The sequence below is a fragment of the Georgenia satyanarayanai genome, assembly GCF_900116375.1.
GTDB classification, from domain to species: Bacteria; Actinomycetota; Actinomycetes; order Actinomycetales; family Actinomycetaceae; genus Oceanitalea; species Oceanitalea nanhaiensis.
In genome coordinates this window covers 609,829-633,581 of record NZ_UETB01000001.1, presented here as the reverse complement: position 1 = coordinate 633,581, position 23,753 = coordinate 609,829, and the positions used below count along the sequence as shown (strand labels likewise).

General features: G+C 72.9%; 24 protein-coding genes and 4 tRNA genes. 3 read left to right on the top strand and 25 right to left on the bottom strand.

What is annotated here, in order from left to right:
- Positions 1 to 12 precede the first annotated feature (12 nt).
- The 24 genes from DSZ44_RS02765 to DSZ44_RS02650 all read right to left on the bottom strand — a co-directional run bounded on the left by DSZ44_RS02765 (position 13) and on the right by DSZ44_RS02650 (position 20,797).
- Positions 13 to 582 (bottom strand): hypothetical protein, encoded by a 570-nt coding sequence (locus tag DSZ44_RS02765; protein WP_110851026.1) that lies wholly within the window; start codon positions 580 to 582, stop codon positions 13 to 15.
- Positions 583 to 677: 95 nt separating this feature from the next.
- Positions 678 to 2,978 carry a RelA/SpoT family protein gene (locus DSZ44_RS02760; RefSeq protein WP_110851025.1) on the bottom strand — a complete coding sequence of 767 codons (2,301 nt, stop codon included), beginning with the start codon at positions 2,976 to 2,978 and terminating at the stop codon, positions 678 to 680.
- A 47-nt stretch (positions 2,979 to 3,025) separates the two neighbouring features.
- Entirely contained in the window at positions 3,026 to 3,562 is a 537-nt protein-coding gene (locus tag DSZ44_RS02755) for an adenine phosphoribosyltransferase (RefSeq protein WP_110851024.1), read from the bottom strand.
- Positions 3,559 to 4,641 (bottom strand): protein translocase subunit SecF, encoded by a 1,083-nt coding sequence (secF, locus tag DSZ44_RS02750; RefSeq protein WP_110851023.1) that lies wholly within the window; start codon positions 4,639 to 4,641, stop codon positions 3,559 to 3,561. The genes DSZ44_RS02755 and secF overlap by 4 nt, the downstream gene beginning before the upstream one ends.
- Positions 4,638 to 6,611 carry a protein translocase subunit SecD gene (gene secD / locus DSZ44_RS02745; protein WP_110851022.1) on the bottom strand — a complete coding sequence of 658 codons (1,974 nt, stop codon included), beginning with the start codon at positions 6,609 to 6,611 and terminating at the stop codon, positions 4,638 to 4,640. The genes secF and secD overlap by 4 nt, the downstream gene beginning before the upstream one ends.
- A gap of 29 nt (positions 6,612 to 6,640) precedes the next feature.
- Positions 6,641 to 7,036 (bottom strand): preprotein translocase subunit YajC, encoded by a 396-nt coding sequence (gene yajC / locus DSZ44_RS02740; protein WP_110851021.1) that lies wholly within the window; start codon positions 7,034 to 7,036, stop codon positions 6,641 to 6,643.
- A 105-nt stretch (positions 7,037 to 7,141) separates the two neighbouring features.
- On the bottom strand, positions 7,142 to 8,164 hold the full coding sequence (gene ruvB, locus DSZ44_RS02735; RefSeq protein WP_110851328.1) for a Holliday junction branch migration DNA helicase RuvB: 1,023 nt from the start codon (positions 8,162 to 8,164) through the stop codon (positions 7,142 to 7,144).
- Positions 8,157 to 8,756: a Holliday junction branch migration protein RuvA gene (gene ruvA, locus DSZ44_RS02730; RefSeq protein WP_110851020.1), complete on the bottom strand. Its 600-nt coding sequence runs from the start codon at positions 8,754 to 8,756 to the stop codon at positions 8,157 to 8,159. Before ruvA ends, ruvB begins: the two co-directional genes overlap by 8 nt.
- Before the next feature lie 55 nt (positions 8,757 to 8,811).
- Positions 8,812 to 9,390 carry a crossover junction endodeoxyribonuclease RuvC gene (gene ruvC, locus DSZ44_RS02725; protein ID WP_110851019.1) on the bottom strand — a complete coding sequence of 193 codons (579 nt, stop codon included), beginning with the start codon at positions 9,388 to 9,390 and terminating at the stop codon, positions 8,812 to 8,814.
- 53 nt (positions 9,391 to 9,443) lie between these two features.
- Positions 9,444 to 10,202 (bottom strand): YebC/PmpR family DNA-binding transcriptional regulator, encoded by a 759-nt coding sequence (locus tag DSZ44_RS02720; RefSeq protein WP_110851018.1) that lies wholly within the window; start codon positions 10,200 to 10,202, stop codon positions 9,444 to 9,446.
- 55 nt (positions 10,203 to 10,257) lie between these two features.
- Entirely contained in the window at positions 10,258 to 10,863 is a 606-nt protein-coding gene (gene pdxT / locus DSZ44_RS02715) for a pyridoxal 5'-phosphate synthase glutaminase subunit PdxT (protein ID WP_110851017.1), read from the bottom strand.
- Positions 10,864 to 10,892: 29 nt separating this feature from the next.
- Positions 10,893 to 11,426, bottom strand: coding sequence for an NUDIX hydrolase (locus tag DSZ44_RS02710; protein ID WP_258369170.1), 534 nt, complete (start codon positions 11,424 to 11,426; stop codon positions 10,893 to 10,895).
- Positions 11,423 to 12,334: a pyridoxal 5'-phosphate synthase lyase subunit PdxS gene (pdxS, locus tag DSZ44_RS02705; RefSeq protein WP_110851015.1), complete on the bottom strand. Its 912-nt coding sequence runs from the start codon at positions 12,332 to 12,334 to the stop codon at positions 11,423 to 11,425. The genes DSZ44_RS02710 and pdxS overlap by 4 nt, the downstream gene beginning before the upstream one ends.
- A gap of 93 nt (positions 12,335 to 12,427) precedes the next feature.
- Positions 12,428 to 13,657: a PrsW family intramembrane metalloprotease gene (locus tag DSZ44_RS02700; RefSeq protein WP_110851014.1), complete on the bottom strand. Its 1,230-nt coding sequence runs from the start codon at positions 13,655 to 13,657 to the stop codon at positions 12,428 to 12,430.
- 72 nt (positions 13,658 to 13,729) lie between these two features.
- On the bottom strand, positions 13,730 to 14,320 hold the full coding sequence (locus DSZ44_RS02695) for a hypothetical protein (protein ID WP_110851013.1): 591 nt from the start codon (positions 14,318 to 14,320) through the stop codon (positions 13,730 to 13,732).
- Positions 14,317 to 15,510: a glycosyltransferase family 4 protein gene (locus tag DSZ44_RS02690; RefSeq protein WP_110851012.1), complete on the bottom strand. Its 1,194-nt coding sequence runs from the start codon at positions 15,508 to 15,510 to the stop codon at positions 14,317 to 14,319. Before DSZ44_RS02690 ends, DSZ44_RS02695 begins: the two co-directional genes overlap by 4 nt.
- Positions 15,510 to 16,460, bottom strand: coding sequence for a phosphatidylinositol mannoside acyltransferase (locus tag DSZ44_RS02685; RefSeq protein ID WP_110851011.1), 951 nt, complete (start codon positions 16,458 to 16,460; stop codon positions 15,510 to 15,512). Before DSZ44_RS02685 ends, DSZ44_RS02690 begins: the two co-directional genes overlap by 1 nt.
- Positions 16,457 to 17,074 carry a phosphatidylinositol phosphate synthase gene (pgsA, locus tag DSZ44_RS02680; RefSeq protein ID WP_110851327.1) on the bottom strand — a complete coding sequence of 206 codons (618 nt, stop codon included), beginning with the start codon at positions 17,072 to 17,074 and terminating at the stop codon, positions 16,457 to 16,459. Before pgsA ends, DSZ44_RS02685 begins: the two co-directional genes overlap by 4 nt.
- Positions 17,071 to 17,637: an HIT family protein gene (locus DSZ44_RS02675; protein ID WP_373681221.1), complete on the bottom strand. Its 567-nt coding sequence runs from the start codon at positions 17,635 to 17,637 to the stop codon at positions 17,071 to 17,073. Before DSZ44_RS02675 ends, pgsA begins: the two co-directional genes overlap by 4 nt.
- Entirely contained in the window at positions 17,634 to 19,664 is a 2,031-nt protein-coding gene (gene thrS, locus DSZ44_RS02670) for a threonine--tRNA ligase (protein WP_373681220.1), read from the bottom strand. Before thrS ends, DSZ44_RS02675 begins: the two co-directional genes overlap by 4 nt.
- A gap of 151 nt (positions 19,665 to 19,815) precedes the next feature.
- Positions 19,816 to 20,439 carry a maleylpyruvate isomerase N-terminal domain-containing protein gene (locus tag DSZ44_RS02665; RefSeq protein ID WP_110851009.1) on the bottom strand — a complete coding sequence of 208 codons (624 nt, stop codon included), beginning with the start codon at positions 20,437 to 20,439 and terminating at the stop codon, positions 19,816 to 19,818.
- Between the two features lie 87 nt (positions 20,440 to 20,526).
- A tRNA-Val gene (locus tag DSZ44_RS02660) sits at positions 20,527 to 20,598 on the bottom strand.
- A gap of 17 nt (positions 20,599 to 20,615) precedes the next feature.
- Positions 20,616 to 20,686, bottom strand: a tRNA-Cys gene (locus DSZ44_RS02655).
- 38 nt (positions 20,687 to 20,724) lie between these two features.
- Positions 20,725 to 20,797, bottom strand: a tRNA-Gly gene (locus DSZ44_RS02650).
- Between the two features lie 85 nt (positions 20,798 to 20,882).
- Between DSZ44_RS02650 and DSZ44_RS02645 the strand changes: the two genes are divergently transcribed.
- The 3 genes from DSZ44_RS02645 (at position 20,883) to DSZ44_RS02635 (ending at position 23,075) form a co-directional block, all read left to right on the top strand.
- Positions 20,883 to 22,001 carry a chorismate-binding protein gene (locus DSZ44_RS02645; protein WP_220035062.1) on the top strand — a complete coding sequence of 373 codons (1,119 nt, stop codon included), beginning with the start codon at positions 20,883 to 20,885 and terminating at the stop codon, positions 21,999 to 22,001.
- 96 nt (positions 22,002 to 22,097) lie between these two features.
- Positions 22,098 to 22,955, top strand: coding sequence for an aminotransferase class IV (locus DSZ44_RS02640; protein ID WP_110851007.1), 858 nt, complete (start codon positions 22,098 to 22,100; stop codon positions 22,953 to 22,955).
- Between the two features lie 45 nt (positions 22,956 to 23,000).
- Positions 23,001 to 23,075, top strand: a tRNA-Val gene (locus DSZ44_RS02635).
- A 50-nt stretch (positions 23,076 to 23,125) separates the two neighbouring features.
- On the opposite strand, the gene DSZ44_RS02630 is transcribed toward DSZ44_RS02635, so the two are convergent.
- On the bottom strand, positions 23,126 to 23,683 hold the full coding sequence (locus DSZ44_RS02630; protein WP_502530278.1) for a GNAT family N-acetyltransferase: 558 nt from the start codon (positions 23,681 to 23,683) through the stop codon (positions 23,126 to 23,128).
- Between the last annotated feature and the right edge of the window lie 70 nt (positions 23,684 to 23,753).

Sequence of the window (23,753 nt, the reverse complement as noted above, 5' to 3'; positions counted from 1 at the left end):
GAGGCGGCGGCGTCATGGACGTCGCCGCCTCGCCGCGTCCTCGGCCGCCGCGAGGAGGGCCATGGCGCGCCGGACCGGCGCCCGGCGGCCGGGACGTGTGAGCGCCTCGTGCACGAGCGGCGGGGCGAGCCCGCCGAGGACGAGCGCGCACGCGCCCGCGACGGCGAGCTGCTCCTCCGTGAAGCACAGGAGGTCGACGGCCGTGCGCAGCGGCGTCGTCGTCGGCACGCCGCCGAGGACCACGACGTCGGCCTCCTCCAGCTGCTGCCTGTGCACGACGGCACCGGCGTGCAGCCGCCGGCCCGGGTCGACGACCACCTCCACCCGTTCCGGGCACAGCCGACCCGTGTGGACCCACACCGCCGCGATGCGTGACAGCGCCGCCCCCGCCGGCACGGCGTCACGCAGCGACCACGCCCTGCTCGCCGGACGTGCGAGCACGTCCACGGGCGCGAGCCCGCCGCCGGGCGTGGCCACGAGGAGCCCGTCGTACCGTTCACCGGCGAGGCCGCCAGGCGCCGGCAGCACCGCCGCGACCGGAGTGGGCCGCGGCGCCTCCAGCCACGCCAGCGCCTTCGTCATGCCCCGAGAGTGCCCCCGCGACCGGACGGGCCGCTGAGGCACCACCCGGTGCTGTGGACGGCAGCGTCGGCGGGCCGGCCCTGTGGAGGAGCCGGCTACTTCAGCCGGGCCTCGGACCGGGCGCCGGTGATCCGGTAGACGTCGAAGACGCCGTCGATGCGCCGCACGGCGGACAGGACGTGCCCGAGGTGGGACGGCTCGGCCATCTCGAAGACGAACTTCGACAGCGCCACCCGGTCGCGGCTCGTCTGGACCGAGGCCGAGAGGATGTTGACGTGGTTGTCCGACAGCACCCGGGTGACGTCGGAGAGCAGCCCGGCGCGGTCCAGCGCCTCGACCTGGATCTGGACGAGGAAGGAGCTCTGGCCGTGCAGCGACCACTCCACGTCCACCATGCGCTCGGGCTCGTTGCGCATGCTCTCGAGGTTTCCGCAGTCGGTGCGGTGCACCGACACGCCCGAGCCACGGGTGACGAAGCCGACGACGGGGTCGCCCGGAACCGGCGTGCAGCAGCGGGCGAGCTTGACCCACAGGTCTCCGGAGTCCATGCCCTTGACGACGATCCCCGGGTCCCCCGAGCGCAGCCGCGGCCGGGTCTCCCCCGGCATGGTGGCCTCGGCGAGGTCCTCCTCGGCGCCCGACTCCCCGCCCATCGACTGGACGAGCTTCTGGACGACGTTCGATGCCGACACCTGGCTCTCGCCCACCGCGGCATAGAGGGCCGACACGTCGGCGTAGTTCATCTCGTGCGCGAGGGCGGTGAGGCTGTCGTGGGACATGAGGCGCTGGATCGGCAGGTTCTGCTTGCGCATCGCCCGGGCGATGAGGCCCTTGCCGCCCTCGATGGCCTCCTCGCGACGCTCCTTGGTGAACCAGGCCCGGATCTTGTTGCGGGCGCGCGGGGTGGTGACGAAGTTGAGCCAGTCACGGCTCGGGCCGGCCGACTCGGACTTGGAGGTGAAGACCTCGACGGTGTCGCCGTTCTCCAGGCGTGACTCCAGGGACACGAGGCGTCCGTTGACGCGCGCACCCACGGTCCGGTGCCCCACCTCGGTGTGGACGGCATAGGCGAAGTCGACGGGCGTCGCGCCGGGAGCCAGGGCCATGACGTCACCCTTCGGGGTGAACACGTAGACCTGCGAGCCGGAGATCTCGAAGCGCAGCGAGTCGAGGAACTCACCGGGGTCGGCGGTCTCGCGCTGCCAGTCGACGAGCTGGCGCAGCCAGCCCATCTCCTCGGCACCCTTGGGAGCGTCGACCGTGCGTCCCCGCGCGGCCTCCTTGTACTTCCAGTGCGCCGCGACACCGTACTCGGCACGGCGGTGCATGTCGTGGGTGCGGATCTGGATCTCCACCGGCTTGCCGCCCGGACCGATGACGGTCGTGTGGAGCGACTGGTAGAGGTTGAACTTCGGCATCGCGATGTAGTCCTTGAACCGCCCGGGCAGGGGGTTCCAGCGGGCGTGCATCGTGCCGAGGACGGCGTAGCAGTCCTTGACCGAGTCGACGAGGACCCGCACACCGACGAGGTCGAAGATGTCGTCGAAGTCGCGGCCGCGCACGATCATCTTCTGGTAGATCGAGTAGTAGTGCTTGGGCCGGCCGGTGACCGTCGCGCGGATCTTGTTCGAGCGCAGGTCCGACTCGATCTGGCCGCGCACCGTGGACAGGTACTCGTCCCGCGCCGGTGCCCGCTCGGCGACGAGGTGGACGATCTCGTCGTACACCTTGGGGTAGAGGGTGGCGAAGGACAGGTCCTCCAGCTCCCACTTGATCGTGTTCATGCCCAGCCGGTGCGCGAGCGGTGCGTAGATCTCCAGGGTCTCGCGGGCCTTGCGCCCGGCGGACTTCGCCGAGACGTACTTCCACGTGCGGGCGTTGTGAAGCCGGTCGGCGAGCTTGATGACGAGGACGCGGATGTCGCGCGCCATCGCCACGACCATCTTGCGGACCGTCTCGGCCTCGGCGGCCTCGCCGTAGGTGACCTTGTCGAGCTTGGTGACGCCGTCGACGAGGAGGGCGATCTCCTCCCCGAACTCGCTGCGCAGCTGCTGCAGGGAGTAGTCGGTGTCCTCGACGGTGTCGTGGAGCAGGGCGGCCGCGAGCGTCGGCACCGTCATCCCGAGCTCGGCGAGGATCGTCGTCACCGCGACGGGATGGGTGATGTACGGGTCACCGCTCTTGCGCATCTGCCCGCGGTGGGCGCGCTCGGCGACCGTGAAGGCTCGCTCGATCAGTGCTGTGTCGGCCCGCGGGTGGTTGGACCGCAGCGCGTGGAGGACCGGCTCGATCGCGGGCGACGCGGAGTGCCCGCGCGAGCCGAGCAGCGCGAAACGCGACCGCACCCGCGGTCCGCGTGCGTCCGGGCCTGCGCCGGTAGCCGTCTCCTCCGCCATCGCCCCATTCTAGGCAGCGTGTCGGCAGATCCGAGCACCGGGGTGCGTCAGTAGCGCAGGATGCTGTCCAGCGGGTAGTCGGTCAGCTGCTCGCGGCCGCGCAGCTCGTCGAGCTCGAGGAGCATCGTCAGGCCCGCCACGCGGGCACCGGCGCCCTCGATGAGCTCGATCGCGGCTCTCGCGGTGCCGCCGGTGGCGAGGACGTCGTCGATGATGAGGACCCGCTGCTCCGGCGCGACCGTCTCCGGGCGCAGCTCCAGACGCGCCGTGCCGTACTCGAGGGTGTAGTCCACACCGGTGACGGGGCCCGGGAGGCGACCGGCCTTGCGGATCGTGATCATCCCGACGCCCAGCGCGTGCGCGAGGGGGGCCGCGAGGATGAAGCCGCGAGACTCCAGTCCGGCGACGGCGTCGATCTTCCCGCGGTAGCGCTCGGCGAGGGCGTCGACGAGCGCGGCGAAGGCGGGACCGTCGGCGAGGAGCGGCGTGATGTCACGGAAGAGGACACCCGGCTCGGGGAAGTCGGGGACCTCACGGACGTGGGAGTCGAGGAGCCGGGTCAGCTCCTGCGGGAAGTCTGTCATCGTCGCCCCTTCCGGCGCTTGGGCTGGGATGCCTGGCCACGGTGGGTCCCTGCGACAGTGCTCTCCTCGGCTGCGGCACCAACCGCCACGGTGTCCTTGCCCGTCCGGCGGCTGCGGCGCTGGAGGACGTCGTCCGTGTGCTGACGGATCTCCGCGTTGCGCTCCTGGAGGGCTACCTGCAGGGGCGTGGCGACGAAGACGGAGGAGACGGTGGAGACGAACATGCCGACGAACAGCGCGAGCGCGATGTCCCGCAGCGTCCCGGCGCCGAGCAGGATCGCCCCGACGAAGAGGATCGAGCCCACGGGCAGCAGCGAGGTGAGCGAGGTGTTGATCGAGCGCACGAGGGTCTGGTTGACCGCGAGGTTCGACAGCTCGGCGTAGGTGCTCTCGTGCTGCTCGGCGAGCTCCTGGGTGTTCTCGCGGACCTTGTCGAACACGACGACGGTGTCGTACAGCGAGTACCCGAGGATCGTGAGCAGACCGATGACGGTGGCCGGCGTCACCTCCCACCCGATGAGGGCGTACACCCCGACCGTGAGCATGAGGTCGTTGACCAGCGACACGAGCGCGGCCCCGGCCATCTGCCAGCTGCGGAAGTACACCGACAGCACGATCGTCACGAGCACGATGAAGACGATCAGTCCCTGCAGCGCCTGCCGGGTGATGTCCTGGCCCCAGGAGGGACCGACGAAGGTGGAGGTGACGTCCGCCTCCGGCACGCCGTAGGCCTCGGCCAGCCCCTGGCGCACGGCGCTCGTCTGCTCCGTGCTCAGCTCCTCGGTCTGCACGCGCACCGAGGTGGAGCCGACCGTCGAGACGCGCGCGACCTGGCCGGTACCGACCTCCGCGACGACGTCGTGGGCCGGCTGCTCCTCCACGTTCTGCGTCCCCGTGACGGTGAACTGCGAGCCACCGGTGAACTCGATGCCAGCGTTGATGCCCTTGAAAGCGACGAGCAGCACGGAGAGCAGGACCAGCACGGCGGCGACGGAGAGCCACGTGCGGCGACGCTGGACGAAGGGGAAGGAGCGGTCGCCGGTGTGGAGCTCGTTGCCCAGCTGGGACAGGCGGGTCATCGGCCCTCCTCCTCGGTGGTCGTCGCCTGCTCGGCGGCGCGACGCTCGGCCGCCCGCCGCTCGGCGATGGTCGTGCGGCCGGCGCCCACGGGCTGCTTCTCACGCGCGGGCTCCTTCCGGGAGGCGGCCGGGGGCCGCGTCCGCGCCTCACCGACGCGACCGCGGCCGCGGTAGCGCGCGGGGTCGACGCCGATGCTCTCCGGGTTGAGGCCCGACAGCCGGTGCCCCTCACCGAAGAAGCGCGTGCGGATGAGCAGCTGCATGGTCGGGTGGGTGAAGAGGTAGACGACGACGAGGTCGATGAGCGTCGTGAGCCCGAGGGTGAAGGCGAAGCCCCGCACCCCGCCGACGGCGAGGAAGTACAGGATCACCGCGGCGAGCAGGGTGACGAGGTCGGAGACGATGATCGTCCGCCGGGCGCGGGCCCAGCCGTGCTCGACCGCGCCCTCGAGGGTGCGGCCGTCACGGATCTCGTCGCGGATGCGCTCGAAGTAGAGGATGAAGGAGTCCGCCGTGATGCCGACGGCCACGATGAGGCCCGCGACGCCGGCGAGGGACAGCCGGTAGCCCTGGAGCCACGACAGCACGATGATCGCGCCGTAGGTCGTGACGGCGGCGATGAGGAGGCTGCTCACCGCCACGACCGCGAGGCCGCGGTACTGCCACAGGAGGTACAGCGCCACGAGGAGGAGGCCACCGAGACCGGCGACGAGACCGCTGCGCAGGTGCTCGGAGCCGAGGGTCGCGGAGATCTGGTCCTCGCTCTGCACCTCGAAGTTGAGCGGCAGGGAGCCGAAGTTCAGCTGGTTGGCGAGCGTGTTGGCGCTCTCGCGCGTGAAGCTGCCGGAGATCTGCGCCTGGCCGTCGAGGATCGCCTGGTTCATCCGGGGCGCGGAGACGACCAGACCGTCAAGGACGATGCCGAACTGGTTCTGCGGGCTCGGCTGCGCGATGAGCCGCTCGGAGACCTCACGGAACAGCTCGGTGCCCTCGTCGTTGAACGCGATGTCGACGACCCAGTTGTTGGTCGTCACGCCGGCCTGGGTGACCTCGAGGCCGGAGCCGGCGGACTCGACCTGCGTCCCCTCGACGTCCACGGGGCCGAGGACGAACTTCGTCGTGCCGTCCTGCGCGCAGGACACGAGCGGCTCGTCAGGCGCGTCCTGGACGCCGCCGACGAGGTTCGCGGGGTCGGTGCAGTCGAGGGTGTAGAGCTCGTAGACCAGCTGCTCGGTGATCCAGGCCGGGTCACTGTTGCTCGTCGGCTCGGTCGCGGGCGTGCTCTGCAGCTCCCCGTCACCGTTCTCGTCGGCGACGGCGAAGGCCGCCTCCTCGATCGCTGCGCGGTCCGCGTCGGCGGGCTGCTCGCTCCCGGCGGGCTCCTCGCCCCCGGTCGCGGCGTCCTCGGTGGCCTCGCCCTCCGCGGGCGCGGTGGCCTCGTCGGTGGCGCTCTCCTCGGCCGCCTCCTCACCGTCCTGCGGCGCGCCGGCCTCGGCGTCGTCCTCGGGGCCGGTGGGCAGGCCCTCCTGGCCGGGGTCGATCGGTGTGGGGTCGGTCATCGTGAGCACCGGGCGGAAGCGCAGCTCGGCCGACTGGCGCACGAGGTCGAGGGTGGCCTCGTCGGGGCGGCCGGGCAGGCCGACGACGATGTTGTCCGCGCCCTGGCGGGTGATCTCGGCCTCGGCGACGCCGGAGGCGTCCACGCGCTGGCGGATGATCTCGATCGCCTGGTCGATGTCGTCCTCGGTGATCTCGCCGTCGCCGCCCTCGGCCTCCGGGTCGAGCCGCGGCGTGAGGATGAGCTGGACACCGCCCTCGAGGTCGAGGGCGAGGCCGGGCGCGAAGGAGGCGCCGCCCTCGGCGTCGTCGTCACCCAGCTGCTGGGCGATCGCAACGGAACCGAACATGGCTGCGACGATGACGAGCAGGACGATGATCCTGCGCAGCGGGCGTGGGGCGGTTGTCGCCAACGCGGTCTTCTCTCTGTGTGGAGGGGCGCTCAGGCGCGCCGCTCGTCGCTCTCGTCGCCGGGGCGCTCGTCGGTGACGACGGGCTCGTCCGTGGTGGTGAGCGAGGAGGCGTCGTCGGGAACCGCGACCGTGGTGTCGTCGTCGGCGGCGGTCTCCTCCTCGTCCACGACCGCGAAGGGCGGCTCGGTGACGGAGTGGATCGCCTCGCGCTTCCACATGGTCTCGACGCCAGGGGTGGACTCGAGGGTGATGACATCGCCATCGACGTCGACGATCGTGCCGTAGAAGCCGGAGGCGGTCATGACCTGCTGGCCGACCTCGAGGCTGTTGCGCACCTCGGCGGCGGCCTGGCGCTGCTTCTTCGCCCCTCGGGACATCATCCACATCATGAGTCCGAACACGGCGATGAGGATGAGGAACTCCACGGCACTACTCCCTTGGTGGCGGCGGGTCCGCGACTGAGCGCGAGCCGACCGGCGGCAAAATACTGACTGAGTCTAGGTGACGGGGCTGACGAGACGAAACCGCCCTCAGCCCCACAGCGCGCCGTCGTCGGGCCGGGCGAGGCCCAGGTGCTCGTAGGCGGCGGCCGTGGCCACCCGCCCGCGAGGCGTGCGGGAGACGAGCCCCTCGCGCACGAGGAAGGGCTCGGCGACCGTCTCGACCGTCTCGGGCTCCTCCCCCACCGCGACGGCGAGCGTGGACAGCCCCACCGGTCCGCCGCCGAAGCGCTCGCACAGGGCGCGGAGGACAGAGCGGTCCAGGCGGTCCAGGCCGCGCTCGTCGACCTCGAAGAGCGACAGGGCCGCGTGGGTGGCGGCGAGGTCGAGCGAGCCGGTGCCACGCACCTGTGCCCAGTCCTGCACGCGCCGCAGCAGGCGGTTGGCGATGCGTGGGGTGCCGCGGGAGCGGCCGGCGAGCTCGGCGCCCGCCGCGGGCTCGAGCTCGGCACCGAGGAGCCGGGCGCTGCGGGAGAGCACCTGCTCGAGCTCGGCGGGCGAGTAGAACTCGAGGTGGCCGGTGAAGCCGAAGCGGTCCCGCAGCGGCGCGGGGAGCAGACCGGCACGGGTGGTGGCACCGACGACGGTGAAGCGCGGCAGGGTGAGCGGGATCGCCGTGGCCCCAGGCCCCTTGCCGACGACGACGTCGACGCGGAAGTCCTCCATCGCGAGGTAGAGCATCTCCTCCACCGGGCGGGCCAGGCGGTGGATCTCGTCGATGAACAGGACGTCGTGCTCCTGGAGCGAGGAGAGGATCGCGGCGAGGTCCCCCGGGTGCTGGACGGCCGGGCCCGACGTGAGGCGCAACGCGCCCTCGAGCTCGGCGGCGATGATCATCGCGAGCGTGGTCTTGCCGAGCCCGGGAGGGCCGGAGAGCAGCACGTGGTCGGGCGCCGAGCCGCGTGCCTTGGCGGCGTCGAGGACGAGAGCCAGCTGGTCGCGCACCACCGACTGGCCGACGAAGTCGGCGAGCCGGCGTGGCCGCAGGGCGGCCTCGGCCGCACGCTCGAGCTCGTCCGCCTCGGCGTCCAGGAAGGCGGCGTCGTCAGCCACGGCCGTGGCCTCCCAGGTGCTGGAGCGCGCCACGCAGCACCGCGGCGACGTCGCGGTCGGCGCCGGGCTCGGCGAGGACCGCGCTGACGGCGTCCTCGGCGGCCTTGGCGGACCAACCGAGCTGGACGAGCGCGTCGACGACCTCGGGCTGGGAGTCCGTGGCTGCCGGGGCGGCGCGCACCTCACCACGCGCCGGCCCGAGCTTGTCCCCGATCTCGAGCAGGATGCGCTGCGCGCCCTTCTTCCCGATGCCGGGCACGCGGGTGAGGGCGACGACGTCCTCGGCGGCGACGGCGGTACGCAGCGCGTCGGGCTCGTGGACGGCGAGCACGGCCAGCGCGAGCCGCGGGCCCACGCCGCTGACGGTCTGGAGGATCTCGAAGACCTCGCGCTCGTCGTCGTCGGCGAAGCCGAACAGGGTGAGGGAGTCCTCGCGCACGACGAGCGTGGTGGCCAGGCGGGCGTCCGTGCCGGGCCGCAGGCCGGCGAGTGTGGCGGGCGTGGCCAGCAGGCGCAGCCCGACCCCCCCGACCTCGACGACGGCGGAGTCGAGCCGCACGGACTCGACGGTCCCCCGGACGCTGGCGATCACGACTGCTCCAATCCCGGCCCGGAGCGCGACCGGGCGAACGTGTGTGCGAAGAAGGCTACCGGCTGCGGGTGACAGGCCGGGACCGACGCGCCGCGAGCTCGGCGCGGGCCCACGCCTCCTGCGCCGGTGTGGCGTGCCGGGCGGCGGGGCCGGCCGCGGGCGTGCCGCCGCGCCACAGGTGGCAAACCGCCAGGGCCAGGGCGTCGGCGGCGTCGGCGGGCTCGGGCCGCTCGGCGAGCCGGAGGATGCGGCGCACCATCTCCTGGACCTGCGGCTTGTCGGCGCGGCCCGATCCCGTCACGGCGGCCTTCACCTCACTGGGCGTGTGCATGCCCAGGGGCAGCCCGGCGCGTGCCGCGGCGACCATGGCGAGCCCGGCCACCTGCGCCGTGCCCATGACCGAGGCGACGTTGTGCTGGGCGAAGACCCGCTCCACGGCCACGGCGTCGACGTCGTGCCGCACGATCCACTCCTCGATACCGGCCGCGATGGTGAGCAGCCGCTGCTGGATCGGCATGTCCGTGGGGGTGCGCAGCACGCCCACCTCGACGAGCGACAGGGTGCGCCGCGAGTCGGAGTCGACGATCCCGAGGCCACAGCGGGTGAGGCCGGGGTCGACTCCGAGGACGCGCATGGTCCCAGTGTCGCAGCCGGGTGGGACGTGCCGCGGGAGCGACACCGCCGGCGTCAGTCCTCGTCGAGCGCGGCGAGGACCTCGTCGGAGGCGTCGAAGTTCGCGAAGACGTTCTGCACGTCGTCGCAGTCCTCGAGGGCGTCGATGAGGCGCAGCACCTTCCGGGCGCCCTCGACGTCGACCTCGACCTCCATCGACGGGACGAACTGCGCCTCGGCGGAGTCGTAGTCCAGCCCCGCCTCCTGGAGCGCGGTGCGCACGGCGACGACGTCGGTGGCCTCGCTGAGGATCTGGAAGGCCTCACCGTGGTCGTTGACCTCCTCGGCGCCCGCGTCGAGGACCGCTGCCAGCACGTCGTCCTCGGCGAGGCCGTCGGCCTTCGGCACGATGACGACGCCGCGCCGGTTGAACAGGTAGGAGACCGAGCCCGGGTCGGCCAGGGTGCCGCCGTTACGGGTGAAGGCGACGCGGACGTCGGAGGCCGCGCGGTTGCGGTTGTCGGTGAGGCACTCGACGAGCACGGCGACACCGCCGGAGGCGTAGCCCTCGTACATGATCGTCTCGTAGTCGGCCCCGCCGGCCTCGGCGCCCGAGCCGCGCTTGACGGCGCGGTCGATGTTGTCCGCCGGGACCGAGTTCCGCTTCGCCTTCTGGATCGCGTCGAAGAGGGTGGGGTTGCCGGCCGGGTCGCCTCCGCCCGTGCGGGCGGCCACCTCGATGTTCTTGACGAGACGCGCGAAGAGCTTGCCCCGCTTCGCGTCGATCGCGGCCTTCTTGTGCTTGGTGGTGGCCCACTTGGAGTGACCGGACACTGTGTGCTCCTTGCTGACGACGGCGTCCCCGCGGGGACGGTGGGGACAGGTGGCGCTAGGCGTGTGCACGCACCAGGTCGACGAACGCACGGTGCACCCGTGCGTCGTCGCTGATCTCCGGGTGGAAGGCGGTGACGAGCAGCGCGCCCTGTCGAGCTGCCACGATCCTACCGGCGGCGGGCCCGGACCTCACGCGTGCGAGGACCTCGACGCCGTCGCCCGCCTCCTCCGCCCACGGCGCCCGGATGTACACCGCGCGGAGCGGGGCGTCGACGATGCCGAGCCCCGGTGCCAGGAGGTCCTCCTCGAAGGAGTCGACCTGACGCCCGAAGGCGTTGCGCCGGACCGTGACGTCCATGCCTCCCACGAGGGGGCCGTGCGCGTCAGCCACCCGGTCGGCGAGCAGCACCATCCCGGCGCACGAGCCGTAGACGGGCAGCCCCGAGCCGATCCGCTCGCGCAGCTGCTCGAGCAGACCGAAGGCGACGAGCAGCTTGCCGATCGTCGTCGACTCCCCGCCCGGCAGGACGAGGCCGTCCACGGCGGCGAGCTCACCGGCGCGCCGTACCGCGACGGCGCGGGCACCGGCGGCGTCGAGGGCCGCGAGGTGCTCGCGCACGTCACCCTGAAGAGCCAGGACGCCGATGCGCGGGGAGGTCACGAACCACCAGTCTACGACGGCACGGGGCCCTACTCGACGACGTGCTCGCTCGTCCCGTCCCAGCCGCCCGCCAGGCGACGCACGAGCCCCGGCAGCAGGCGGGGGTAGACGACCGCGCCGGCGGCCACGGCCGCGTCGAGCTCGTCGAGCTCCCACCAGCGCAGCTCGTCAAGGACGTCGCGCTCGAGCGCGGTCCACCCGCCGTCGTCCAGGCGCGTCTCGGTGCCGCGGGCGAGGAAGAACTCCTCGTCCTGCCGGCAGGTGACGGCGGCGAAGTCGAAGACCGCGCTGCGGGTGAGGACCGGGCCCTGGAGCTGCTCGGCCGACAGGCGCAGGCCCGTCTCCTCGCGCAGCTCCCGCAGGGCGCCCGCGCGGGGCTCCTCCCCCGGCTCGAGGCCACCGCCCACCGTGAACCACCACGAGCGGCTGGTCTCCCCCGCGTCATGTCCGCGGACGAGGAGGAGACGGTCGGCGTCGTCGAGGAGGATGACACGCGCGGCGCGCCGGAAGGGCACGCCGTCGGGGCCCGGCACCCAGTCGGGGCCGAGCCCGTAGGTGGTCACCAACCGCGCTCGGCGAGGCGGTGCGGCACGGGGACCTCGTCGACGTTGAGGCCGACCATCGCCTCGCCCAGTCCGCGGGAGACGTCGGCGACGACGGAGGGGTCGTCGAAGAAGGTCGTCGCGCGGACGATGGCGGCGGCGCGCTGCGCCGGGTTGCCGGACTTGAAGATCCCCGAGCCGACGAAGACGCCCTGGGCTCCGAGCTGCATCATCATCGCGGCGTCGGCCGGGGTGGCGATGCCGCCGGCGGTGAAGAGGACGACGGGCAGCTGCCCGGTGCGCGCCACCTCGACGACGAGGTCGTAGGGGGCCTGCAGCTCCTTGGCGGCGACGAAGAGCTCGTCCTCGGGCAGCGAGGAGAGGCGGCGGATGTCCTGGCGGATGCGTCGCATGTGCGTGGTGGCGTTGGAGACGTCGCCGGTGCCGGCCTCGCCCTTGGAGCGGATCATGGCCGCGCCCTCGGAGATGCGGCGCAGCGCCTCACCGAGGTTGGTCGCGCCGCAGACGAAGGGCACGGTGAACTGCCACTTGTCGATGTGGTGCTCGTAGTCGGCCGGGCTGAGGACCTCGGACTCGTCGACGTAGTCGACGCCCAGGCTCTGCAGGACCTGCGCCTCGACGAAGTGCCCGATGCGGGCCTTGGCCATGACGGGGATCGAGACGGCGGAGATGATCCCGTCGATCATGTCCGGGTCGCTCATCCGCGACACCCCGCCCTGGGACCGGATGTCCGCGGGCACGCGCTCGAGTGCCATGACGGCGACGGCGCCGGCGTCCTCGGCGATGCGGGCCTGCTCCGGCGTGACGACGTCCATGATGACGCCGCCCTTGAGCATCTCGGCCATGCCGCGCTTGACGCGGGCGGTGCCGACCTGGGGGCCGCTGGGCGTGGGAGTCTGCTGGGACATGGTGCACCTCGGTGGTGGAGGGGGAAGGGCGCACCCAGTCTACGTGCGGCCGTTCAGGGCCCGGTGCGCCTGTCCAGACCCGGCGGCCTGCGGTCAGCGCGCTCCGGACAGGGCGCGGAGGAAGGACGTGCGGCTGGTGGTGACGCGGTCCAGGAGGACGCGCTCGTCGTGGTGGTAGCTGGGCTCGGCGCGACCGGTGGCGAAGCGCTGCCGGCCCAGGGCCAGGGCGGTCGCCGAGCGCTGGAAGTCCCTCATCGCACCCTTCGCCGCTGGTCCACCACGGGCGGCCCACGACATGGCTGCACGCCGGCCGGGGAAGGAGCCGAGCATGGTCACCTCGTGCGGGGCCAACCAGCCGGCGCGGGCGTACTCGACGAGGCGGCCGGTGATGACGCGCCGCTCGCGGCGGCGCAGCCAGACGACGAGGACGATCGCCCCGACGAACAGCGGGACCTGGACGACGACGTAGAGCCCGAAGAAGGACCCGGTGAAGGTGCTGCCGTTCCACAGCCCGTGGAGCAGCACGGCCACCAGCCAGCCGAGCGGCAGCGCCCCCACCCACGCGAGGGACGAGCGGCTGCGGGCCGCCAGGCCCAGGGCGATGCCGATCGCCACCGTGAACATCACGTGAGCGAAGGGTGACAGGATCCCGCGCATGACGAAGATCTGCGGGAGCATCTCGATCGCGCGGCCGAAGTAGAGGATGTTCTCGACGAAGGCGAAGCCCGCCGCCACCATGGCGGCGTAGACGATGCCGTCGACCGGCCCGTCGAAGTAGCGGCGCCGGGCGAGGAACAGGACGAGCACACCCAGCCCCTTGGCGGTCTCCTCGATGAGTGGGGCGCCGAGCGCCGCACCGAGGATCTCGGCCGTCTCGAGGTTGCCGGTGCTGTAGTAGACGGCGGTGGAGAACGCCGTGTTGAGCCAGATCGACACGAGCGTGGAGACGCCGGCGCCCCAGAGGAAGGCGAAGAGCAGCGCGTACCGGGGCTCCGGCTCCCACCGGTCGATCCACCGGATACCGAGGAGGACGGCCGTGAGCGGGACGAGCGCGACGATGCCGCCGACGAGCGCCGCACCGGCGCTCGTGAGGGCAGCGATCTGGGCGATGGTCACGATGAGCGCGAGGACTCCCACCCCGGTGCCGACCGCGACGAGCACCGTCCCGCCACGCCGCGGCCGCGGCGGCTGCCAGGGCGCCTGCGCGGGCGCTGCCAGCCCACCCGCACCCCAGGGCGCGGTCTGCGGCTGCTCGCCGGCCAGGTACGCGGTGGGCCGCGCCGGGCGTGCCGACGGCGGGTAGGGCTCAGGGGGGAAGGCCATGGCGATCAGCGTAGAGGCAGCCACGGACGCGGCCCGCCCAGCGCCACGGCCCCCACGGCGCGGCCGCCGCGCTCAGCGCGCGGGCCGGGCGTCGTCCATGTCGAAGGCGTGCGGCATCGGTGCCCGGCCGGCGAGGTGCAGCACCCGCACGACGGGGTTGGTGCGCATGCGCCGCACCTCGGCGACGTGGGCGTTGTGGAAGCGGCGGGCGAGCTCGAGCCGGTACCACGCGGCGTCGAGCCGGTTGAGCGGGTCGACGGCCAGCGGGTTGTCCCCCAGCGGTTCGGTGTCGGCATGCGACTCGAGCAGCGCACGAAGCGTGCGGGACAGCTCGGACTCGACGAGGGAGCGGTCGACGTCACCGGCCGGCTCGTCGACGTCAGGCTCGCCCTCGAGGCCGTCGCGGACCACCGGGCCGGGCGCCACGGCGCTGGCGCGCTGGGCGACGTCGGCGAGGAGCACGGCCTCGACGGGGTCCAGCGCCCCGCTCATCGCGAGCTCGTGAGCAGCGGCCGCGCGCTGGGCGAGCTGGAGCTCGAGCGTGGCCCGGGAGCGCAGCACCTTGCGGTGCAGGCGGTCCACGCGCGAGGCCAGGAGCCACAGCACCCACCCGAGGACGAGCACGAGCAGCACAACGACGAGCGTCCATCCCTCCCAGGTCACTGCTCCACCTCCGTCCGGCCGTCCAGCGCGGCACGCAGGCGACCGACCACCGTGCTGGAGCGCGGGTCCTCGCGCACGTGCGCACCGCTGGCCGTCACCATCTCGTAGACGGCGAGGACCTCGCGGGTGACGACCGACCAGTCGAAGCGGCGCACGCCCTCTCGGGCCGCCTCGACCACCGACCGGGAGGCGCCCCGGTCGCGCAGGGCAGGCACGAGCGCCGCGGCGAGGGCGGCGGCGTCACCGGTGGGGAAGAGCGTGCCGTACCGGCCGCCGTCGAGCACGGCACGGAAGGCGGGGATGTCGCTGGCGACGACGTGCGCGCCCGCGCTCATCGCCTCGACGAGGACGATCCCGAAGCTCTCCCCGCCGGTGTGCGGGGCGACGTAGACGTCGGCCGAGGCGAGCAGGGACTCCTTCTCGGCGTCGCTCACCGGCCCGAGGAAGGTGACGGCGTCACCGAGGTGGCCGAGCGTGCTGCGGTACTCGGTGACGTCGCCGCGACCGGCGACGAGGAACCGGGCGCCGGGCACCTGCGCGAGCACCTGCGGGATCGCCTCGGCGAGGACCGGCAGGCCCTTGCGCGCCTCGTCCAGCCGGCCGAGGAAGGCGACGGTGGGCCGCTCGTCGGTCCCGCACCACGCCTCCGCCCGCGGGGCGTCGGCGAAACGGTCGACGAACACGCCGTTGGGCACGACGACGGCGTCCCCTCCCAGGTGCTCGACGACGGTGCGCCGCGCCTCCTCGGACACGGCGATCCGGCCGCCGATCTTCTCCAGCAGCGGCCGCACGAGCGGGGAGGCCACCTGCAGCGCACGGGAGCGGTCCATGGCGGTGTGGAAGGTGCCGACGATGGGACCGTTGGCGATCCACAGGGCAAGCATCGACAGGCTCGGGGTGATCGGCTCGTGGAGGTGGAGAACGTCGAAGTCGCCCTCCTCCAGCCAGCGGCGGGTCCGCGCGGCGGCGACCGGCCCGAAGTTGAGCCGTGCCACCGAGCCGTTGTACGGCAGGGCCACGGTGCGGCCCGCGGGCACGAGGTAGTCGGGGACGGGGGTGGCGTCCTCGGCGGGAGCGAGCACGCTGACGTCGTGGCCGGTGGCGATGAGGTGCTCGGCGAGGTCACGGACGTGGAACTGCACGCCGCCAGGCACGTCGAAGGAGTAGCCGCAGACGATCCCGATGCGCATCAGGCCACGCTCCCGGCCGGCTTGAGGCGCGCGGGGTCGAGGTCCCCCACGAACAGTGGCTGGAGCATGTGCCAGTCCTCCGGGTGGGCACGGACGGCCTCGCCGAGCTCGTCGACCCACGCCTGCGTGAGGGCGGTGACGGTCTCCTCCCGGGAGGCACCGTCCGGCGGTGTGATCGGGTCACCGAAGGTGATGACGATGCCCCACCGGCTTCCGGCCGCCTGCCGGCGTGGTCCCCGGAGACGCTCGTAGTGGATCCCGACGAAGGCGAGAGTGGCGCCGGTGGCGACCGCGAGCGTGGCCGGGCCGGGCGCCACGCGTGCCCGCTCCCCCAGCAGCGCCACGTCGACGTTCGTGCGCGAGAGGTCGCGGTCCGCCAGCAACGGCACGAGCGGGACACCGGAGCGGGTCTCGCGCAGCAGCGCCCGGAAGGTGGAGCCGTCCCGCTCGAGGGGGATGATCGTCATGCCCAACCCGCGCCGGAAGTCGAGGAAGCTCTGGAAGAGCTCCTCCGGCTCGAGGTGTTCGGCGACGGTGACGACGGGGGCGAGGAAACGGGTGGCCCACGCGCCGGCGAGGTCCCAGTTGCCCAGGTGGCCCAGGGCGACGACGACGGGCCGGCCGGCGGCGCGCTCGGCGCGGACCCAGCCGTCGTTCACCGCGCGCACGCGTTGGCCCAGCTGGGCCTCGCTCACGGTGGGCAGCCGCAGCGACTCCTCGTAGTACCGCATGTAGGAACGCATGCCACGGCGGGTGAGACGCCGCAGCTCGCGGGGGGACGCGTCCGGGACCGCACGGGCGATGTTGGCGCGCAGCTGCCCCACCCCGGCCACGCCGGTGAGGGCGGCGAGCTCGGCGGCGCCGGCGAAGAGACCGGCGGAGAGCCAGGCGGGCAGCCTGGGCACGATGCGGGCGGCGACGAGCAGCAGTGCCGCGGGGTCCAGGCTCACGCCGTCTCCCCCACGTCGCCCCGCGTCTGGCGGTGCACGGCCGCCATCCGCTGGCCCACCGTGTAGAGGGAGGCGAGGGCGAGGAGCCCCAGCGCGACGACGAGGACGACGACGGGCGCGCCCAGCCCGACGGCGAGCACCGCCGCGAGGGCGACGAACAGCCGGTCGGCGCGCTCGGCGATCCCGCCCGAGGCCGTCATGCCCAGCCCCTCGGCGCGGGCCTTGGCGTAGGGGACGACACTCCCGAGGACGAGGCAGGCCAGCGCGGTGCCGAGCACCCACGTCTCCTCCGCGCCGATGCTCCACAGGAGGATCCCGGAGAAGATCGCGGCGTCGGCGACCCGGTCGAGGGTCGAGTCGAGGAAGGCGCCCCACCGCGTGGAGCGGCCCAGCATCCGGGCCATGAGCCCGTCGACGCTGTCGATGAGGACGACGACGGTGATGGCCAGCGGGCCGGCGACGAAGTGCCCGGACGGCAGCAGCCACAGCGCCACGGCCACCGTGAGGACGGTGCCGGTGACGGTGACGGTGTCGGGGCTGACGCCGGCCCGGACGAGGGTGCGCGCGACGGGCCCGAAGATCGCGTTGGTGACGACGCGGCCCTTGGAGCTCAGCACGTCGCCCCCGGCCACGCCGCGGCAAGGAGGTCCCGGGTCTCGCCGAGCACCTGCGGCAGTGCCTTGGTGCCGGCGACGATCGGGAAGAAGTTCGCGTCCCCGCCCCACCGGGGCACCACGTGCTGGTGGAGGTGGGCGGCGATCCCGGCACCGGCGGCCTCGCCCTGGTTCATGCCCAGGTTGAAGCCGTGCGGCGCGCTCACCGCCCGCAGGACGGTCATCGCGGTCGCGCTGAGCGCACCCACCTCGTCCCGCTCCGCCGTCGTCAGCTCGGTGAGGTCGGCGACGTGGCGGTAGGGGCACACGAGGAGGTGCCCGGGGTTGTACGGGTAGAGGTTGAGGACGACGTAGGCGTGCTCACCACGGTGGACGACGAGGGCGTCGGCGTCCTCCCGCTGGGGAGCCCGGCAGAAGGGGCACTGGCCGGTGCTCGCGTCCCCGGGCTTGTCGTGACCGTCGACGTAGGCCATCCGGTGCGGGGTCCACAGCCGCTGGAACGCGTCGGGCACACCGACGAGCCCCTCCGCCGGCTCGCCGCTCGGCGGCGACACGTCGCTCACGCCGTCGACACCTGCCGACGCTCGGCGATGGCCGAGGTGATGAGCTCGACCGCCTCGGCCACGGGCACCCCGTTGCGCTGGGAGCCGTCCCGGAAGCGGAAGGAGACCGCTCCGGCGTCGGCGTCCTCCCCGCCCGCGATGAGGATGAAGGGCACCTTCTCCTTGGTCGCGTTGCGGATCTTCTTGTTGAAGCGGTCGTCGCTCTGGTCGAGCTCGGCGCGCACACCCCGGGCACGGAGCTGGGCGACGACGTCGGCGAGGTAGTCGTCGAAGACGTCGGCGACCGGCACGGCGACGACCTGGACGGGCGCGAGCCACGCGGGGAAGGCGCCGGCGTAGTGCTCGAGGAGCACGCCGAAGAAACGCTCGATGGAGCCGAAGAGGGCGCGGTGGATCATCACCGGGCGCTGGCGGGTGCCGTCGGCGGCCTGGTACTCGAGGTCGAAGAGCTCGGGCAGGTTGAAGTCGAGCTGGATGGTCGACATCTGCCAGGTGCGGCCGATGGCGTCCTTCGCCTGCACGGAGATCTTCGGGCCGTAGAAGGCGGCGCCGCCCGGGTCGGGGACGAGGTCCAGGCCGGAGGCGGTGGCGACCTCCTCGAGCACGCGGGTCGCCTCCTCCCAGGTGGCCTCGTCTCCCACGGACTTCTCCGGGTCGCGGGTGGACAGCTCGAGGTAGAAGTCGTCGAGCCCGTAGTCCTTGAGGAGGTCCAGGACGAAGGTGAGCAGGGAGTTCAGCTCGTCCTTCATCTGCTCGCGGGTGCAGTAGATGTGGGCGTCGTCCTGGGTGAAGCCGCGGGCACGGGTGAGTCCGTGGATGACGCCGGACTTCTCGTAGCGGTAGACGGTGCCGAACTCGAAGAGCCGCAGCGGCAGCTCGCGGTAGGAGCGGCCACGGGAGCCGAAGACGAGGTTGTGCATCGGGCAGTTCATCGGCTTGAGGTAGTAGTCCTGCCCCTGCCGCTTGACGTTGCCCTCGGCGTCGCGCTCCTCGTCCAGGTGCATCGGGGGGTACATGCCGTCGCGGTACCAGTCGAGGTGGCCGGAGACCTCGAAGAGGTGGCCCTTGGTGATGTGGGGCGTGTTGACGAAGGAGTACCCGGCCTCGATGTGACGGCGGCGGGAGTACTCCTCCATCTCCATGCGGATCATCGCGCCCTTGGGGTGGAAGACGGGCAGGCCGGAGCCGATCTCGTCGGGGAAGGAGAAGAGGTCCATCTCCGAGCCGAGGCGGCGGTGGTCGCGGCGCTCGGCCTCGGCCAGGCGCTCCTGGTAGGCCTTGAGCTCGTCCTTCGTGGGCCACGCGGTGCCGTAGATGCGCTGGAGCTGGGGGTTCTTCTCGCTCCCCCGCCAGTACGCGGCGGCCGAGCGCTGGAGCGCGAACCCGTTGCCGATGAGCTTGGTGCTCGGGAGGTGCGGGCCGCGGCACAGGTCCTTCCAGGCCACCTCTCCCCCGCGGCGGACGTTGTCGTAGATCGTCAGCTCGCCGGCGCCGACCTCCACCGAGGCGCCCTCGGCGGCGTCCTCGGCGCTGGAGCCCTTGAGGCCGATGAGCTCGAGCTTGTACGGCTCGTCGGCGAGCTCGGCGCGGGCCTCCTCGTCGGTGACGACGCGGCGCACGAAGCTCTGGCCCTCGCGGATGATCCGGTTCATCTGCTTCTCGAGGTCCTTGAGGTCCTCGGGCGTGAACGGGGTCTCGACGTCGAAGTCGTAGTAGAAGCCGTCGGTGATCGGCGGGCCGATGCCCAGGCGCGCGTCCGAGCGCACCTGCTGCACCGCCTGGGCCAGCACGTGGGCGGCGGAGTGGCGAAGGATGGACAGGCCGTCCTCGCTGGCGATGTCGACCTTCTCGACGACGGCGCCGGCCCGGAGGCGCGACACGTCGGTGGCGAGGTCCTTGAGCTCGCCGTCCACCCGGAGGGCGACGACGGCGCGGTCCTCGCCGAACAGGTCCGTCCCGGTGGTGCCCTCGGTGACCGTCCGCTCGGCGCCGTCGACGACAAGGACCTGCTCAGAGACGGATGACACAGTGGGCTCCCGCTGACGTTCGGACATGACTGACCGATCGTACTCAGGTTGCCCGGAGCGCCCCGGCCCCGTCCCACCCGTGCGCCGAATCGTCACCGATCCGTTGCCGGAGTCGCGGTCGTCACACCCTGGCGGGACCCGGTGGACCCGTTCAGAGGACGGCGAACCCGGGCGGGAGGGGGGACCGTCCGGTGAGCGCGGCGAGCACGTGCGGCCCGTGCCCGGACGCGGCCGCCGTCTGCGTCGCGAGCTCCAGCGCACCGGCCACCGCGGGCGCGGGGAGCAGGCCGTCGGGCAGCTCGAGCGCCCGGGCGAGGTCGAGGCCGTGGACCACGAGCTCGAACGTGCGGGTGCGCAGGTACTCCTCGAGGCGCAGGTGGCCGAACCGGGTCTGCACGAGCCGCCGCGCGGCCACGCCGCCCAGGGCGTCGGCGACCTCCTCGACGAGCTCGGCCGTCCGCGCGGCGGGGCCGCTGCCTAGCCCGACGCCGGCCGCCCGTCCACGTGCCGCCACGGCGTCGTCCGCCGCCTCCTTGTCCGGCGACGCGGCGAACGCCGCGAAGTACTCCGGTGCGGTGAGGACGTCGGCACCGTCCGCGGGCTCGGCGGCCGCGAGGTAGTCGACGACGGTCGTCAGGGCGCGGGTCGTGTGCCCGACGAGGGCGCGCACGTCCCACACGCCCAGCGCCGGGCGCTCCCAGTCCTCGGGGCGCACGAGCGCGACGAGACCGGCGTAGGCGCGGGCGGTGTCGAGGTAGAGCGTGACCTGGTCCACGGTGGTCCTCCTCCTGCCGAGGAGGACACGGTAGACCCGCGGGGAACGACGAAGCCCCCGGCCTGCTGGCCGGGGGCTTCGTTCTCGTGGGCGATACTGGGATCGAACCAGTGACCTCTTCCGTGTCAGGGAAGCGCGCTACCGCTGCGCCAATCGCCCTTGTCCTGCTTCAACCGAGGTGGCGACGGGATTCGAACCCGTGTGTACGGCTTTGCAGGCCGCTGCCTCGCCTCTCGGCCACGCCACCCTGAGGCTTGTACTGCCCCACCGGGGGGTGGTACCTCGAGCGGATGACGGGACTCGAACCCGCGACCCTCACCTTGGCAAGGTGATGCTCTACCAACTGAGCCACATCCGCGTTGCTGCCGGGCTTCCCCGGCGGCGTTGACAACATTAGCCGAGGGGAGGGCCGCACGTCCAACTCGCCCACTAGCGTGGCGCGAGTGAGCTCAGCAGCCCCTCGTCGGCGCCTCCAGGAGGCCCGCGCCGACTTCCCCGGAGTGCGCGCCCGCGGCCTCGTCGAGTGCGCTGACCTGCGCAAACACCCCGAGGCACTGACCTCGGGGTGGTGGGCGGTGGTGGCCGACTTCGAGGGCTCGACGACGGGCTGGCGCTTCTCCGAAACCACCTCCGACGTCCACGATGTGACAAGGACCACGGGGCGATCTGGACCGGCCGACGGCGGCACCTGGGTAGGCCCCTCCCCCGTGTCCTGGCGCAGCTCCCTGGACGAGAAGGCCTACATGGCGGCTGTCCGCCGGGTGCGCGCGGCCGTGCGGGAGGGCGAGGTCTACCAGGCCAACATCTGCCGGGTGCTGTCCGCGCCGCTCGGCTCGGCGGCGGCGGAGCCGGACGCCGCTGCTCTCGCGGCGGTCCTCACCGCCGGCAACCCGGCGCCCTACGCCGGGACCGTCCACGTCCCGGCCGGGGCGGCCGAGCGACCGGCGTGGGTGGTCAGCGCCTCCCCCGAGCTCTTCCTCTCCGTCCGGGACGGGCGGGTGGTGTCCGGCCCCATCAAGGGCACCGCGACCCGTGCCGAGGACCTCGGCGCCAAGGACCGCGCCGAGAACGTCATGATCACCGACCTCGTGCGCAACGACCTCCAGCGCGTGTGCCTTCCCGGCACGGTCGAGGTCCTCGACCTGTGCGCCGTCGAGCAGCACCCCGGGCTCGTCCACCTCGTCTCCCGGGTCGGTGGCACGCTGCGCGACCCACTCGACGCCGCCGGCTGGGCGGCCCTGCTCGAGACCACGCTGCCGCCCGCCTCGGTGAGCGGCGCCCCGAAGTCGAGCGCGCTGCGGCTCATCCGCGAGCTGGAGCCCGCGCCGCGCGGCCCGTACTGCGGGGCCGTCGGGTGGATCGACGCCGACAACGGCCGGGCGGAGCTCGCCGTCGGGATCCGCACCTTCTGGTGGACGCCGCCCGGTGGGACCGGCGCCGGCACGCTCCGGTTCGGCACGGGCGCGGGCATCACGTGGGGCAGCGACCCGCAGGCCGAGTGGCGCGAGACCGAGCTCAAGGCCGCCCGCCTCGTCGCGCTCGCCTCCGCCCCGCCCGGCTGACCTCCCCGCTTCTCCTCCGGCCTCCCCTCCTTCCGTCCGCCTGCAGAAGGTGAACCGGGGAGGTCACGGGACCTCCCGTGGTGGCAGGCTTCCCCCATGAGCACTCTCGTGTGGTTCGACGGCAAAGTCCGGACGGCCGAGGAGCCCGTCGTCACGGCCCTGGACCGGGGCCTCACGGTGGGCGACGGCGTCTTCGACACCTGCGTCGTCGTCTCCGGTCGGCCCTTCGCCCTGCGCCGGCACGTGGCCCGGCTCGTGCGCTCGGCCACCGTCGCCGGGCTGCCCGTCCCGCCCACCGACGTCGTCACCGGCGCGGCCCTCGACCTCGCCGCACGGCTCGACGGCGGGACCGGGCGGCTGCGCATGACGTGGACGGCAGGGCCGCTCCCGGCCGGGACACCCCGCGCCGACGCGACGCCCACCCTCCTCCTCACCGCGTCGGCCGAGTCGGTGCCCCACCCGGGAGCCGACGGACCGCCCCCGCGTACCGCCGTCGTCGTCGTGCCGTGGGTGCGCAACGAGCGCTCCCCGCTCGTGGGGGTCAAGTCGACCTCCTACGGGGAGAACGTCCTCGCGCTCGAGCACGCCCGCCGGCAGGGCGGGACGGAGGCGGTGCTCGCCAACACGCGGGAGGAGCTGTGCGAGGGGTCGGCGTCCAACGTCTTCCTCGAGACCGGCGGCGAGCTGCTCACCCCTCCCCTCGCCTCCGGCTGCCTCGCGGGCGTCACCCGCGAGCTCGTCCTCGAGTGGGCGCACGAGGCGGGCCTGCCCGTGCGGGAGGCGGTCGTGCCGATCGCCGACCTCCTCGCGGCCGAGCACGCGGCCGTGACCTCCGCCACGCGCGGCATCGTCCCCGTCGACAGCATCGACGGCCGCCAGATCGAGCCCGGGCCCGTGACGCTGCGGGTCCAGGAGCTCTACGCCACGCGCGCCGCGGAGGACCTCGACCCGTGAGCGGTTTGGGGGCACGCCCGCCGGTGGGCTAACATCGTCCAGCGCGGGCGATTGGCTCAGTGGTAGAGCGCCTCGTTCACACCGAGGAGGTCACTGGTTCGAACCCAGTATCGCCCACCAGCGCAGCAGGGCCCCTGACCAGCGGTCGGGGGCCCTGCTCGTTTCCCGGCTCAGGCCGTGAGGTCGAGGACGAAGCGGTCCCCGCGCCGCTCGAAGCCCACCTGCTCGTAGTACGGCTCGACGGTGCCGGGAGCGGAGGCCACCGCCCGGTAGCCGCGATCGGCGAGGACCCCGCTGCGCCGGAAGACGAAGCGGCCCGGGGAGAAGTCACGGAAGCGCTCGGTGACGTAGTCGAGCTCGATCTGGGCCACGCCGTCGTCGTCGTGGACGACGACGCACCCGGCGACCTCGTCCCCGGACATGACGACGAAGGCGTCGGCGCTAGCCGTGGGGGTGGTGAACCCGGGGTGGAAGCGCGCGACGTCCTCACGGTGCCGCTCGACGAGCTGCGTGAGGAGCGGGCCGTGGGCGGGCACCTCCGCCACGGAGTAGGACGCCGGGTCGTCCCGGCCGCGCAGCAGCCGTGTGAGATTGACCACCTGGACGACGGCGAGAACGACGTTGAGGGCGACGACGGGCCACACCCCGAGCACCCCGTTGTAGAGCACCTGCACGACGCAGCCGATGAGGTTGTACACGCGCAGACGCAGGATCCGCTGCTGCATCATCGACCAGACGACGATGCCGGAGCCCACCCACCCCAGGACCTCGAGGGCCACCTGCCAGCCGGGCGACAGG